General features: G+C 64.0%; 13 protein-coding genes and 2 pseudogenes. 3 read left to right on the plus strand and 12 right to left on the minus strand.

Annotation, left to right across the window (positions count from 1 at the left end):
* The first annotated feature begins 97 nt into the window (after positions 1-97).
* On the plus strand, positions 98-430 hold the full coding sequence (locus N5A92_RS18865; RefSeq protein WP_260905439.1) for a c-type cytochrome: 333 nt from the start codon (positions 98-100) through the stop codon (positions 428-430).
* 4 nt (positions 431-434) lie between these two features.
* Here the strand turns inward: N5A92_RS18865 and N5A92_RS18870 are convergent, their stop codons facing one another.
* Entirely contained in the window at positions 435-1,619 is a 1,185-nt protein-coding gene (locus N5A92_RS18870; protein WP_260905441.1) for a M24 family metallopeptidase, read from the minus strand.
* A 208-nt stretch (positions 1,620-1,827) separates the two neighbouring features.
* On the opposite strand from N5A92_RS18870, the gene N5A92_RS18875 reads away from it, so the two are divergent.
* A complete protein-coding gene (locus N5A92_RS18875) occupies positions 1,828-3,378 on the plus strand; it encodes a phospholipase D-like domain-containing protein (RefSeq protein ID WP_260905442.1) in 1,551 nt (516 codons plus the stop codon).
* On the opposite strand, the gene N5A92_RS18880 is transcribed toward N5A92_RS18875, so the two are convergent.
* On the minus strand, positions 3,294-4,253 hold the full coding sequence (locus tag N5A92_RS18880; RefSeq protein ID WP_260905443.1) for a lysylphosphatidylglycerol synthase domain-containing protein: 960 nt from the start codon (positions 4,251-4,253) through the stop codon (positions 3,294-3,296). The genes N5A92_RS18875 and N5A92_RS18880 overlap by 85 nt on opposite strands.
* 141 nt (positions 4,254-4,394) lie before the next feature.
* Between N5A92_RS18880 and N5A92_RS18885 the strand changes: the two genes are divergently transcribed.
* A complete protein-coding gene (locus tag N5A92_RS18885; RefSeq protein WP_260905444.1) occupies positions 4,395-5,117 on the plus strand; it encodes an endonuclease/exonuclease/phosphatase family protein in 723 nt (240 codons plus the stop codon).
* Positions 5,118-5,138: 21 nt separating this feature from the next.
* Here the strand turns inward: N5A92_RS18885 and N5A92_RS18890 are convergent, their stop codons facing one another.
* From N5A92_RS18890 to N5A92_RS18930, 10 genes and pseudogenes are all read right to left on the minus strand, one after another.
* Complete coding sequence (locus N5A92_RS18890; RefSeq protein ID WP_260905445.1) at positions 5,139-5,558, minus strand: hypothetical protein; 420 nt, start codon at positions 5,556-5,558, stop codon at positions 5,139-5,141.
* Between the two features lie 185 nt (positions 5,559-5,743).
* Positions 5,744-6,520 carry a slipin family protein gene (locus tag N5A92_RS18895; protein WP_260905446.1) on the minus strand — a complete coding sequence of 259 codons (777 nt, stop codon included), beginning with the start codon at positions 6,518-6,520 and terminating at the stop codon, positions 5,744-5,746.
* Positions 6,517-7,947, minus strand: a complete 1,431-nt coding sequence (locus N5A92_RS18900; RefSeq protein ID WP_260905648.1) for an NfeD family protein — start codon at positions 7,945-7,947, stop codon at positions 6,517-6,519. Before N5A92_RS18900 ends, N5A92_RS18895 begins: the two co-directional genes overlap by 4 nt.
* A gap of 117 nt (positions 7,948-8,064) precedes the next feature.
* Positions 8,065-8,478: pseudogene (locus tag N5A92_RS27505) on the minus strand (YhjD/YihY/BrkB family envelope integrity protein); the annotation flags it as partial.
* 140 nt (positions 8,479-8,618) lie between these two features.
* Positions 8,619-8,720: pseudogene (locus tag N5A92_RS18905) on the minus strand (IS110 family transposase); the annotation flags it as partial.
* A gap of 46 nt (positions 8,721-8,766) precedes the next feature.
* Positions 8,767-9,768: an ABC transporter ATP-binding protein gene (locus N5A92_RS18910; RefSeq protein ID WP_260905447.1), complete on the minus strand. Its 1,002-nt coding sequence runs from the start codon at positions 9,766-9,768 to the stop codon at positions 8,767-8,769.
* Positions 9,769-9,776: 8 nt separating this feature from the next.
* Entirely contained in the window at positions 9,777-10,844 is a 1,068-nt protein-coding gene (locus N5A92_RS18915) for a Gfo/Idh/MocA family protein (protein WP_260905448.1), read from the minus strand.
* Complete coding sequence (locus N5A92_RS18920) at positions 10,841-11,680, minus strand: carbohydrate ABC transporter permease (protein ID WP_260905449.1); 840 nt, start codon at positions 11,678-11,680, stop codon at positions 10,841-10,843. The genes N5A92_RS18915 and N5A92_RS18920 overlap by 4 nt, the downstream gene beginning before the upstream one ends.
* Positions 11,681-11,687: 7 nt before the next feature.
* Positions 11,688-12,617: a carbohydrate ABC transporter permease gene (locus tag N5A92_RS18925; protein WP_260905450.1), complete on the minus strand. Its 930-nt coding sequence runs from the start codon at positions 12,615-12,617 to the stop codon at positions 11,688-11,690.
* Positions 12,618-12,876: 259 nt separating this feature from the next.
* Positions 12,877-14,142, minus strand: coding sequence for an ABC transporter substrate-binding protein (locus N5A92_RS18930; RefSeq protein ID WP_260905452.1), 1,266 nt, complete (start codon positions 14,140-14,142; stop codon positions 12,877-12,879).
* Positions 14,143-14,390 lie beyond the last annotated feature (248 nt).

Consider the following 14,390-nt stretch of genomic DNA (forward strand, 5'->3'; position numbering starts at 1 on the left):
GTGGGCGTGAGCGGTCCCTCGCGTATTCGGCACGAGGGACCATGTGTTCAAGTACCGCCTGCCGCCAAGCGGCGGGCGTCTTCTAGTGAGCACTGAGATGGCATCGATCGTCAAACTGCTTCTCGCCGCATCTCTCCTCGCGGCATTGCCAGGCGCGGCCGCCGCAGCCGATATCAAGGCGGGTCGGCAGATCGCAAGTGCTCAGTGCCGCACCTGCCACGGGCTCGACGGGATCGCACAAATCCCCGTCGCGCCTCATCTGGCGGGCGAAAGCGAGATCTACCTGCAGACGCAGTTGAAAGCGTTCCGCTCCGGCAAGCGGACGAACGAGATGATGGACGTGGTGGCGAAGAACCTCACGGACGACGACATCGCGAACGTCGCAGCCTGGTATTCGGCGATCAAGATTTCGGTCGAGATGCCGGAATAGTGCATCACCCCCCGCCCCTGTTCCAGCCCCTGCCCCGGTCGCCGAACATTTCGTAACCGTCGGCCGTCACCGCCACCGTGTCTTCCAGCTTGATGAAACCACGGGTGGGATGAAGCATGGTGGTCTCCACCGAGAGCACCATCCCCGCCTCCAGTGGGCGCGCGGCGTCGACACCCTCGTAGGTGACGGGATGGTTGGTCACCAGGAACGGCACCTCGTGCGTGATCAACCCGATACCGTGGGCGAAGAAATCGGTGAAGTCGGCAACAGGTGAGGCCTTCAGGGTCTCTTGCGCGTGGGCGATCACGTCGCCGCCCAGCGCGCCAGCCCTGACCTTGGAGAAGGCTGCCTGCTGCACCGCCTCCACCTCTGCCAGGAGATCCTGGAGTTCCGCATCCGGCTCGCCGAGCACGCCCATGCGGCAAAGGTCGCCGATGTAGCCTTGGTAGTTGCCGCCCGAGTCGATCGACAGCACCTCGCCCCGCGCCCAGGCCTGCGGTGAGGCGGCCCGGTTGTGACTGGCGCCCAGCGTCAGCAGGCAATATTCGAAGGTGAGGCCACGTTCCGTTTCTTCCCGGCGCAACCGTTCGATGATCTCCGTCTTCGTCGTCCCCTCACGCGCCCAGGCAATGGTCGCAAGCATGGAATCCGTGATCAGTTCCGACGCCAGCCGCAGCTTGTCCAGCTCAGCGGACGTCTTGATTGCGCGCAAGCGCTCCAGCGTGCCGGTGGCATCGACGAAAGAGGCGCCCTCAAGCCGCGCAGTCAGGAGTTGGTATGCATCGACCGGCAGAAAGGCCGGCTCGATGCCGATGCGTGCGCCTGCCCTACCGATCTTTTGAAGATGCTCCACCGCCATTCTGGTGGCATCCAGGGTCCCCCAGGCGGCGGGGTGAAATGCCGGCGTCCAGAACGGATTGTTCTGATGCTCGCCCCCCTCCATGCGGTTGGCGACATAGGCCGCCCGTTCCGGCCGTCCCTTCTCATAGACGACGATGGGGAGATAGCGGCTATGGCCGATGGCATCCATGGCGGCAAAGAAGATGAACTTGTAGCCACCCAGCAAATACTGCGTGTTGTGCTTGGACGTCGCCAGGAGCACGTCGATGCCTGCCTCTTCCATCAGCCGGTCGAGCCGCTCCGTGTCGAACGGAACATCCAACGCCAGGTCGTTTTCCTCCTGCATCATGCTCATCCCTCCTAATCCGTGCGCTTGCCCGGTACTTTTCGCGCACCGTAGCATCTGGTCCGACCAATTTGTCATCTCACTCGAACAAGGTCCAGAGCGTCAAACAAGGTAAAGGTGCAGGGACTCCGGCCGCCGAGGCGAACCGAATGCCGCATCCGCGCGTTGTCCAGGCAGACTAGTAGGCAGCCGGACCGAAAAAACGTCGTGCATGCAGGGTGAGATCGAGGTGAAAGGCGCAGCAGGAATCCGTCCGGGGCAGCGGAAGCTGCTGGTACCGGGTCGCAATTGCTGCGCGGCCGCCATGGCGCGCCGCGCTGCTCTGCTGGTGGATGCCGAAGCCTACTTTGCGGAACTCGACAAGGTGCTCCGCATGGCGAGGCAGTCGATCTATATCATCGGCTGGGACTTTGATGCCCGCGTCCGCCTGCGCCCGCGGGACGGGCCGGACACGCCGGCACTGGGGGCCCTTCTCCGCGCACTGGTGGAGGAACGCCCGGAACTGGAGGTCCGGGTGCTCGTCTGGAGCCTGGCCGCCGTGCATGCGCCGGGCGCCACGCTGCCCCTGGTGCTGGGCGAGGAGTGGCAGAACCACCCGCGTATTCACCTGCACCTCGACACCCATCACCCGCTCCATGCCGCGCATCACCAGAAGATCGTGCTGATCGACGACTCCATCGCCTTCGTCGGCGGTATGGACCTGACCATCGAGCGCTGGGACACCACAAGCCACGAGGCGGAGCATCCGCTGCGCCACAATCCCGACGGCTCGTCATACGATCCGGTGCATGATCTACAGATGGTGGCCGACGGCCCTGTTGCACGCATCGTGGCACAGGTCGTGCGCGAGCGCTGGCGGGATGCAGTCGGTGAGGACCTGGCTCTTGGACCGCCCGTCGAGCGGTGGCCGGAGGGGCTGGAACCGGAGTTCGCCGATGTGCCCATGGCCGTGGCCCGTACCATCCCGAGCCTCGGCGGACGCCGCCCCGTCGAGGAGTCCGCGCAACTGACGGAGGACATGCTGCGGGCAGCCGAACACACCATCTACATCGAAGCTCAGTACTTCACAGCAAGACGACTGCGCAGCATCCTCGGGGAAAGCCTGTCGCGACCGCGCGGACCTGAAATCGTGGTGATCTGCACACGTTCCGCCAATGGCATGATCGAGCGCTTCATCATGGGGGCCAACCGCGAGCGGCTGCTGCGCGTCCTCAAGCAGGCCGATCGCTACAACCGCCTGCACATCCACTACCCTGTCGTGCCCGGCCTTACCGGCGATCACCGGGTCCTTGTGCATGCCAAGCTGATGATCGTTGACGACAATGTGATGTGCGTCGGTTCTTCCAATCTCAACAACCGCTCCGTCGGTCTCGACACCGAATGCGACCTGGCGATCGAGGCCGACCGGCCGGAGAGCCGTGCCGCCATCGCCGGATGCCGCGAAAGGCTGATGGCCGAACATCTCGGTGTCGAGCCTGCGCTGGTGCGCGCGGCAGTCCTTCGCGAAGGCAGTCTCAGCCGGGCCATCGAGCGCCTCAACCACAATAGCCGCGGGCTGCGGGCGCTGACGGTCTACCGCGGGTCGACCCGCTCCTTTCCCGGCACGGGACTCCTCGATCCCGAGCGCCCCTTCCGCTTCATTGAAAGGCTGCGCAAGTTGTTCGGCCGCGGACCGGCTCACGACGTGCCGGCCGAGCGCGATAGGACAAGCTCTGACGAGGCCAGCAAGACGCTGCCGAGCACGAGTGGCAAGAGAAAGTAGACGAAGCGGAACGCGAGCACCGCGCCGATCAACTGCGCGTGAGGTAACAGGAAAAGAACGACGCTTTCCACCACGCCTAGTCCTCCCGGAGCATGGGTGACGAGCGTGGCTACATTGGCCGTCACGTAGACCGATGCCACCGCAAGATAGGACACATCCTGCAGTGCGACGATCGCCTGGTGCAGCGCGGCCGCCACCAAAGCGAAGTTCACCGGCCCGATGATCATCTGCCCGATGGCCAGCCTGGGGCTTGGCAAGGCGAGGCTGCGGCCGCGAATGTGCAGCGGATGCTTCAAGGTGGCGGTCAAAAGCAGATAGAGCACCGGCCAGGTAAGGCACGCCGCCCCCGCAAAATACACCACCTCGCGCGGTACTTTCATCACCTCGACGGCGAGATCGGGGTGAACGAGAAGCGCCACACCGCCCAAAATCGACAGGCCCAGCCCCACGGTCAGCGCGCAAAACAGGATGACCTTGGCGACCTCCCCCGTACCGAGACCCCAGCGCGAATAGAAGCGATAGCGGATAGCGCCGCTACTCAAGGCGGCGAAGCCGATATTGTGGCCGATGGAAAGGCTGCAAAAGGAGGCCAGCGCTGCCTGTCGGTAGGCAAGCGGATGGCCAGCATAGCGCAAGGCGAGATAGTCGAAGCCTGTAAGGCTGAGATAGCTTGCCGCGGTAAAGCCAATCGCCAGCAACAGGCGGTCGAGGGAGACAGATTTGACGGCGGAGACCAGCTCAGACCAATCATATCGCGACAGCGTCCTGTATAGCAGGAACGCGGCGATAGCCACCGCCGCAGCAGCAACGATGTAGCTGAGGTAGCGCCGCCATGGCTTGGCGGACCGGACGCCTGTCTCACTCCGGGATATCAATGGCAGTTACCTTTCTCCGTTGCCCGGTCAGGGACAACGCGCCGGAGCCCTCAGCGATCCAGATGCGAAAAAAGCTCGACCGCCACCTCAACGATCCTGCTGCCTCGACGTTCACATGGTATGGAACCCGATACCCCTGAAATGGCACACGCGGATGGCGTCAGTGCCGACCTCGCCACCGTGCGGGTGATGACCTGGAACATCCACGGCGGCCTCGGCCCCGACCGCCGCCGCGATCTGCAGCGCGTGGTGGCGCTCGTACAACGGCATGCGCCGGACATCGTCGCCCTGCAGGAGGTCGATTCGCGCCGGCGGCTTACGGAAACCTCGGACGCCTTCGCCTTTCTCGCCGCCGCATTGGGCGGCAATTCCAGGGAAAGCCGGCTGATCACCGCACCGGACGGCGATTATGGCCATGCCGTCATCAGCCGCTGGCCGATGTCGGAAACGCACTGCCACAACATCTCCTATCGTCGGCGCGAACCGCGGGCGGTTATCGAAACACTCGTGCACACGCCCCACGGCCCGCTCCACCTCGCTGCCGTGCATCTCGGATTAAGTTTTGCGGAGCGGCGCCATCAGGCGCGATTCCTCACCCGGATCTGCGAGAGCGGACCGCACCGCACGGTCATGCTCGGCGATTTCAACGACTGGATCTGGCGCGGTTCGGTGCAAACGACACTCAACCGCCTGTTCCCAGGGCACAGCCATATGAAGACATATCCCGCCTTCTACCCCCTGCTCGCCCTCGACCGCGTCTATTGCCGGCCGACCGGGATGCTGCTCAAAAGCTGGACAGACCCAACCGCCCGCGCCGCATCGGACCATTTGCCGGTGGTAGCCGAGCTAGCAATGGAGGAGTAGCGGGGACGGATGCCGAGGCGGCTACAGCCCGATCCGCAACCACGGCCGCGCCAGCGCGACAAAGCGGCGGGCCACCTCCGGCAGTCTCTCGCCGAAGGCTTCGCGCAGCTTGCCGTGCTCGTCCTCGAGGCCGGTGTTCACGTAACGCTGGAGGGAGACGACCAGGTGCTCCTCGTCGCGCACGCGCGGCGACCATTCCCCCATGGGCCGCTTGGTACTGGTGCCGTGTGCCGCACTCCACAGCGACCAGGAATACGGCCATCCCAGCTCGTCGGCGATGAAGGAATGGGCGATCTCGTGCTCCGTCAGCATGCGCCGCTGGTCGCCGCCGTAGCCGGCATACCACGACGCACGGATGTGATCGGGGTCGCCCCAGTGGACATCCGCCTCGGCCACCGACCCGTCCTCGCGGAAGATCGTCTCCACTCGGCCGGGCCACACGCCGATCTCGGCGGTGCGTAATTCGACGTTGAACCCCTCCTGGGTCGCCGCCTCGGCGGGAACGGCTTGCGGTGCATGCTGCAGGACGGGAAGCGGCCGCGCACGCGCGCCCGCTTACTGCCGAATCGTGGCATCTACTATTCGCAAGTTGCTCTGCTTCATCGCTTGGCTTGCCCCTGAATTCCTCATTCAGCCGGTGTCTCCTTGGTCATACCAGGTACAAGGCTGGCAAGTTCCATGGGGAAGGGAAAAACGATGGTGGAGTTCTTCTCGCCCGCCACCACATTAAGCGACGCCAGGTAGCGGAGCTGCATAGCCTGAGGCTGCTTGGAAAGGATTTGTGCCGCCTCGAGCAGCTTCTGGGCGGCCTGCTGCTCGCCCTCGGCATTGATGATCTTGGCGCGCCGCTCGCGCTCGGCCTCGGCCTGTCGGGCGATGGCGCGGATCATAGATTCGTTGATGTCGACATGCTTGATTTCGACGTTGGCGACCTTGATGCCCCAAGCGTCGGTCTGCTCATCGAGAATGTCCTGGATGTCGTTGTTGAGCTTGTCGCGCTCGGCCAGCATCTCGTCGAGGTCGTGCTTGCCGAGCACCGAGCGCAGCGTCGTCTGGGCGAGCTGGCTGGTCGCCATCATGAAATCCTCGACCTGGATCGTCGCCTTCTCGGGATCGACGACGCGGAAGTAGATCACCGCGTTGACACGCACCGAAACATTGTCGTGGGAGATGACGTCCTGGCTCGGCACGTCGAGCACGAGCGTGCGCAGATCAATCCGTACCATCTGCTGGACGAAAGGGATGATCAGGATCAGGCCGGGACCTTTGACCGCAGTGAAGCGGCCGAGCGTGAAGACAACGCCACGCTCGTATTCCCTTAGGATTTTGATCGCCGAAGCAAGAATGAACAGCAGGATGACGATCAGGACGGCATAGAAGGTGAAACCGCCGAAAAGATTCATGGTTCTTCTCCTCTCGCGCTCGCGGGCGCCTGCCCGTTAGTGGCAACGACTTCGAGGGTGAGGCCCTTGAGGTCGGTGACGCGCACCGCATCGCCAACCTGCAACGGCGTGGATGAAACCGCTTTCCAGCGCTCGCCATGGATAAGCACATAGCCCTGTTTTCCGTTCCAGTCCCGCACCTCGCCGACGGCGCCGATCATCCCTTTCTCGCCGGTAACGACCGCGCGCCTATGCGAACTCCAGGCAAGCCGCATGATGAGAAGCGTCATGCCCAGGCTCGCCACCGCCACAGCTCCCACCACCTCCCAGGAGAGCCCGAAGCCCGGAACCTCGGTGTCGAACAGGATGGTAGCGCCCAGCACCAACGCCAGCGTGCCGCCGATGCCGAGAATGCCGAAGGACGGCGCGAACGCCTCGGCCACGACCAGCGCCATTCCCAGCACCATCAGCGCAGCACCGGCATAGCTGACCGGCAGCACCGCCAATGCATAAAGCCCGGTGAGGAGGCTGACTGCGCCGACGGTGCCCGGCAGCAGCGCGCCGGGATTAAGGAACTCGAAGATGAGACCGTAAATGCCGATCATCATGAGGATAAGCGCAACATTGGGATTGGTGATGACGGAGAGTAGCCGCGTGCGCCAGTTGGGCTCCATCTCCACTACCGACAGCCCGGCCGTCTCCAGCGTCACGGTCTGCTGGGCCACCTCCACCTCCTGCCCGTCGGCCGCCTCAAGCAGCTCTTGGACGGAGGCGGCGGTGTGATCGATGACCCCCTGCTCGAGCGCCGCCGATGAGGAAAGACTGGCCGCCCGGCGCACGGCGCGCTCGGCCCAGTCGGCGTTGCGCCCACGCAGTTCGGCCAGCCCGCGGATATAGGCTACGGCGTCGTTGATGGCCTTGGCCTCCGATGCGTTCTGCGGCGCCTGGGCCTGCCCGCCGTCCTCCTCCTCCGTCGTCTCGCCGTTCTCTTCCTCCTCCTGCCCCTGCGGCTCCTCACCGCCGCCGAAGGGCCACCCGCCGCCACCGTCTCCGCCGCCGAGGGCGACAGGCGTGGCGGCGCCGAGATTGGTGCCGGGCGCCATGGCGGCAACATGGCTGGCATACATGATATAGGTGCCGGCACTGGCCGCCCGCGCGCCGGAAGGCGCCACGTAACAGGCCACGGGCACCGAGGAGGCAAGAATGGCGCGGATGATGTCGCGCATGGAGGTGTCAAGTCCGCCGGGCGTATCCATCTGCAGGATCACCAGCCCGGCGTCGCGATCCGCCGCCTCTTGGAGGCCGCGCTGCACATAGTCCGCCGTTGCCGGGCTGACCGCGCCGTCAAGCCGCAGCAACAGCGCCACACCGCCTTCCTGCGAAGACAGCGGGAGCGCGAGACCGAAAAGGCCGGCCATGACGAGAAGCAGCGAGGCGAGCGAGCGCACCCGGCGACGCAAGCCGCAAATGAGCCGCGCAATTTGCCGTTGAGCCGTCATGCGAAACGCATATAGGCCACAAACGCGGAACGGACAGGAGAGGACAAAGCAGCCGGCACCCCAGGTGAGCCAGGGCAACTGAGGTTGGTCGCGGCTGGGGCCGTAGCGATAGATCAACATGATCCCTGCAGTTACCGCAACGTATATTGCCGGCCAACGGACGAAGCGCAGCAAACTCTCGAGCCACCCATCCAGACTGAGAAATGCCACTATAGCCTGAACAATGCCCAACGCGACCAGGAACGCTGTGCCAATCACAATGACCCCCATGGTGAAAGCAAGCGTCACGAGGTTCAGCCGTACAAAGCCGCGCTTTTCGGTTTTGTCGTAGGCCACATCATCGCTTCGAACAATGCCTTCATGCCATTGTTGGCGCTCCAGAGCGCGACCAAGAGCCCGAGAATGAAACCAAAGGTTAAGGCACTCGCATCTTGGGCGGCGAGGCTTTCTAGCTGTGCCTGATGAGATCGAGGCCGGCAGATGGCATTAAGTTCCCGAGAAAGGCGATGTGTTCAACGATTGTTCTCGGGTCGGCTATTAAGCTTCAGTCCCGAGCGGCCGGCAAACCGTCACCATGCAGCACTTCTCCCCGGCCATGCACGCGTTTGCGGGCGATGACCGGCCAGATGCAGGGTCTCGGCATCGCGCAGCGGCCGAATGGCCGGCTTGGTGGCCTCGGCGAAGCGGGCGATCACGGCCGCATCGATCAGATCGGCCTTGGCTCACAGACCGAGGGAGCGCGCAAAGGCGCGGGCGGCGTGTCGGCCCTCACGCAATCGCCTTCCCGTCATCGTCGAACCGATAGATCCGCTCCGGCTGCGGCGTGGCGTAGAGCACGTCGTCCGTGCCGAAGCGGTGCTCGCCGAATAGGCGAACCGTGAGGAAGCCCGCCTGCTCGGTATCCAAATAGAGGATCGTGTCGGCGCCCAGATGCTCGGCGTGGAGCACGGTGCCCTTCCAGCGGCCTTCCTGCGCGTCGACCGTGATGTGCTCCGGGCGGATTCCGACGGTGCTCGCGCCGCCATCACGCAGCGTTGCAGCGGGGATGAAGTTCATCTTGGGCGAGCCGATAAAGCCGGCGACGAACAGGTTGGCCGGCCGGTTGTAGAGCTCCATCGGCGTGCCCACCTGCTCAATCCTGCCTTCGTTCAGGATGGCGATCCGGTCGGCTAGCGTCATCGCCTCCACCTGGTCGTGGGTGACGTAGATCATGGTGGCGGATAGCTCGCGGTGGAGCTTGGCGATTTCCAGCCGCGTGTTGACGCGCAGCGCGGCGTCGAGGTTCGACAGCGGCTCGTCGAAGAGGAAGAGCTTGGGGCTGCGCACGATGGCCCGGCCGATCGCCACGCGCTGGCGCTGGCCGCCGGAAAGCTCTGCCGGGCGGCGGTCCAGATACTTGTCGAGGCCGAGCATCTTCGAGGCCACGGCAACGCGTTCTCCGATCTCCGCCTTCGGCCGGCCGGCCTGCTTCAGGCCCAGGCCCATATTGTCGCGCACGTTCAGATGCGGATAGAGCGCGTAGCTCTGGAAGACCATGGCGATGCCGCGCTTGGCGGGCGGCACGTGATCCACCGCCTCGCCGTCGATCAGCACATTGCCGGAGGTGGCGTCCTCCAGCCCGGCGATGACGCGGAGCAGCGTGGACTTGCCGCAGCCCGACGGGCCGACGAAGATGACGAACTCGCCGTCCTTCACCTCCAGGTCGATGCCTTTCAGCACCTCCACCTTGCCGAAGGACTTGCGGATGTTTTCTAGCCTCAGCGAACCCACAGAGCGCCTCACAGTCTGACCGCGCGTCCGGTGCGCACGCTTTCATCGGCGGCGAGGCAGACTTTGAGCGACTGCACCGCGTCCTCCATATGTCGGGAAAGGTCGAGATCCTCGCGCACCGCCTTCAGGAGAAACGCCTGCTCGCGCTCGCACAGCTCCTGATGTCCCGGCTCCCCCTCCATGCGCAATATCTCGTCGGGCGCAGCGAAGTGGCCCTCCGGCCCGCGCGCAGCCTTGTGGATGCGAATGGTGGCGGTCTTGGTATGCGTGTCGATATCGTCGGACTTCGCGCCCTCGTCCATAATGATGGAGACGCTGCCCTTGGGTGACATGATGTCTTTGACGAAGAAGGCGGTCTCCGAGATCATCGGCCCCCAGCCCGCCTCGTACCAGCCGACCGAGCCATCCTCGAACAGCACCTGCAGGTGCCCGTAATTGTACATGCCGGGCTTGATCTCGTTCGACAGGCGGAGGCCCATGCCACGCACCTCGACGGGCCGCGCATCGGTGATCTGGCACATCACGTCCACATAGTGCACGCCGCAATCGACGATGGGGGAGGTGGTCTGCATGAGCTCTCTGTGCGTCTCCCAGGTCGGGCCGCTCGACTGCTGGTTCAGGTTCATGCGGAAGACGAAAGGCCCGCCCAGGGCCCGCGCCTCGGCGATGAGGCGCTGCCAGGAAGGATGGTGGCGCAGGATATAGCCGATGACGAGCTTGCGCCCGTTCGCCTTGGCCGCCGCCACCACGCGCTCGGCATCCCTCACCGTCGTCGCCAGCGGCTTTTCCACGAAGACGTGGCAGCCGACCTCCAGCGCCATCACCGCGAAGTCGGCATGGCTGTCGGAATAGGTGTTGATGGAGGCGACGTCCGGCCGCTCGCGCTTCAACGCCTCCTCGAAGGAGGGCTCCATTGCGTAGCCGGCAAGCTCTCCCTCCAGATTAACCGAAGAACGGTTAACCAGAGCCGCTATCTCGAATCCGGGGTTGCGGTGATAGGCGAGGGCATGGCTGCGGCCCATATTGCCGAGGCCAGCGACGACGACGCGCAGCGGGTCATTCCGCGTTTCGCTCATTTGACGGCTCCTGATGTGATCCCGCGGATGAGCTGGCGGGAGAAGATCAGATAGAGGATGAGGACGGGCAGGATCGCCAGCGAAAGCGCGGCAAGCACCGCGTTCCAGTTGGTGACGAACTGCCCGATGAAGACCTGTGCGCCGAGCGTGATGGTCTTGGTGGATTCGGCCGGCGCCAGGATCAAGGGGAACCACAGGTCGTTCCAGATCGGGATCATGGTGAAGACGGCGACCGTCGCCATGGCCGGACGCACCAGCGGCAGGACGAGGCGGAAGAAGATCCTGTATTCCGACAGCCCGTCCATGCGGCCTGCATTCTTGAGATCGTCGGAGACCTGCTTCATGAATTCCGACAGGATGAAGATGGCGAGCGGCAGCCCCTGTGCGGTGTAAACGAGGATGAGCGCCGTCAGCGTGTTGACGAGGCCTCCCGCCACCATCATCTGCAGGATCGCCACCGTGCCGAGGCGGATCGGGATCATGATGCCGAGCGCCAGGTAGAGCGCCATCAGCGGGTTGCCGCGGAAGCGGTATTCGGCCAGCGCAAAGGCCGCCATCGCGCCGAACAGAAGCACCCCGGTGATCGACATCACCGTGACGATCAGGCTGTTCTGAAAGTAGAGCAGGAAGTCGCCCTGCGCGAGCACGGTATCATAGCCGATCAGGCTGAAAGATTCCGCATTGGGCAAGGAGAGGGGTGAGCGGAAGATTGCCCTGCGTTCCTTGAACGAGTTGATGATGATGACGAGCACGGGAAAGAGGGCGACCACCGTGTAGGTGATCAGGATCGCGTGTGCCGCCGCGCTTCGCACTGGGGAGGTGCGGGCCTTGCTCATCACCGCCTCAAAACTGGTAGCGGCGCAGCCGCGTCTGGATGACGAAGAGGTATAAGCACACGCCGATCAGGATGATGAAGAACATCATCGAGGCGATGGTCGCGCCCATATTCGGGTCGCCCGTCTGGAGCTGGAAGCCGAAGAAGGTGCGGTAGAGGAAGGTGCCGAGGATGTCGGTCGAGAAGTTCGGCCCGGCGAGTGCGCCCTGGGTGGTGTAGATCAGGTCGAAGGCGTTGAAGTTGCCGACGAAAGTCAGCACGGAGATGATGCCGATCGAGGGCAGGATGAGCGGCAGCTTGATCTTCCAGAACTGCCCCATGCCGGTGATGCCGTCGCATTCGGCCGCCTCCAGGATCTCGTCGGGAATGGCCAGCAGCGCGGCATAGATCAGCATCATGGGAATGCCGACGAACTGCCAGACGGAGATGAGGCCGAGCGTCGTCAGCGCATATTCCTCCTTGCCGAGCCAGGGCGCGAAGAGGCCTTTCAGCCCGACAAGGTCGAGCAGGCCGGGCGCCACGCCCCATATCGGGCTCAAAAGCAATTTCCAGACGAAGCCGACGATGACGAAGGAGAGGATCGTCGGCACGAAGATGGCGGTGCGGTAAAAGCCACGCAGCCGCAGGCGCGGGCTTGAAAGGAGCGCGGCCAGAAGCACGCCGATCGGGTTCTGCACCAGCATGTGGATGATGAAGAACCAGGTGTTGTTCCACAGCGCGTTCCAGAAGCTCGCCGACCAGCGCGGGTCGCCCAGAAGCGTGCGGAAATTATCGAGGCCGACGAAGGCCTGGCCTACAAGCGAGGGGCGGAAGAGGGAGAACTGCAGGGTGCCGAACAGCGGCAGGATCATCACCGTCGTGTAGACGAACACGGCCGGCGCCAGAAAAACGGCGATGTGCCAGCGGATCGGCTTCTTCCTGCTGCTTGCGAATTCCATGAACCCCTCTGCCGTTTAGGGCCGGCGCTTTCGTCGCGGCTGGCGTTTCCTCGCCCCCGAGAGGCGGCCCGCGAAGCGGGTCGGTGAGGGGGTAAGCGGCGGTGCACTTTCCTCATGCACGGACTTCGGACCGAGAGGGCGCCCGCCGGGGTGAGGCTTGTGCGGTGCTTCCCGCCGAGCCCGGTCCCCTCACCGTCTCGGCCTTCGGTCGATCCACCTCTCCCCCATCTTCATGGGGGAGAGGAACTCGGGCGCCAGCTTACTTCTGCTGCGGCTCGTACCAGCTCTCGAGCCCCTCCTGGAGGCGCTGGGCGGCCTCCTCGGGCGTCTCTGTGCCGTTGATCACATTGGCGGAGGCGACCCAGGTTTCGTTCTCGAGATTGGGCGTGCCGCGCGACAGGATCTGGTAGGTCGAGCGGATCGTGCTCTCGCACTGCCCACGCCAGGAGACGAACTCCTTGGCCAGCGGGTCCTCCATCTCCACGGGCGTGGAGGAGAGGCTGAAGAAGCCGGGCAGGGCGTTGGCGTAGATCTTGGCGAATTCGGGCGAAGCCACCCAGGACAAGAACGTCTTGGCGGCTTCGGCATTGGGGCTCGCCGCGTTGAGGCCAATGGCGATGTCCGTATGGTCGGAGATGTAGCAGGTGTCGCCCTCTGCCTTCACCGGCGGCGGGAAGGCGCCCATTTCAAAATCGGCCTGCTCGTTAAACACGGAGATTTCCCAGGAGCCGGCCGGATAGATGGCGGCGCGGCCGAGCGTGAAGAGGTTCTGGCTGTCGGGGTAGGACTGCGCCTCGAAGCCATCGCCCAGATAGTCGCTCCAGCGCGCGAGCGTCTCGTAAGGCTCGACCCATTGCGGGTCGGTCAGCTTCTGCTCGCCCTGGATCAGTGCCAGCCGGCCTTCCTCGCCCTTCCAGTAGTTCGGGCCGATGTTCTGGTAGCCCATGGTGGCGGCTTCCCACAGGTCCTTGGTGCCCATCGCCATGGGGATGTAGGTGCCGTCCTCCTTGATCTTGTCGAGCACGGCGAAGAACTCCTCCTCCGTCTGCGGCACTTCCAGCCCCAGTTCCTCGAAGGCGTCCTTGTTGTAGATGAAGCCGTGGATCACCGAGGCCATGGGCACGCAGAAGGTGGCCGAGCCGTCGTCGGTCTGCCAGGCGGACTTGGCGACGTCCGAGAAGTTCTCCATGCCGGGCAAGTCGGAAAGATCGGCAAGCTGACCCTTGTTGAAGAGCTCCAGCGAGGCGTCGAACGGGCGGCAGGTGATGAGGTCGCCGGCCGATCCCGCGTCCAGCTTGGCATTCAGCGCGGCGTTGTACTCGGTCGGTGCCGAGGGCGAGAAGACGACATTGATGCCCGGATTGGCCTCCTCGAAAGCAGGGATGAGCTGTTCCTGCCAGATGGCCAGATCGTCGTTGCGCCAGCTCTCGATGGTCAGCGTCACGTCCTGCGCCGAGGCGACGGCGACTGAGCCGACGAGTACCGTCGAGCCCATCAGCAGCGTGGTCAAAGATGCAAACTTCATGTGTGTCTCCCTCGGCGCGCTCGACGCCTTGTTCCCGTCATTCATTTTTCTGGGCCGCAGTCGGCCGTGTCATGGCGATCATAGACCCGGCGCCGGCTGTTCAACAACGATGGCGGTGACGCCCACACGGAACGCCAGCCCTCGAGTATGAGAAGGTTGTGTGCCGTGTCGAACGTGGTCCGCCTTGTTGTCCATCCCGCCGGAAATGCCAACCTGCCACCAGACCAGTCTATGTTAAGAATATTCCT

This window comes from Chelativorans salis (assembly GCF_025336525.1).
GTDB lineage: Bacteria > Pseudomonadota > Alphaproteobacteria > Rhizobiales > Rhizobiaceae > Chelativorans > Chelativorans salis.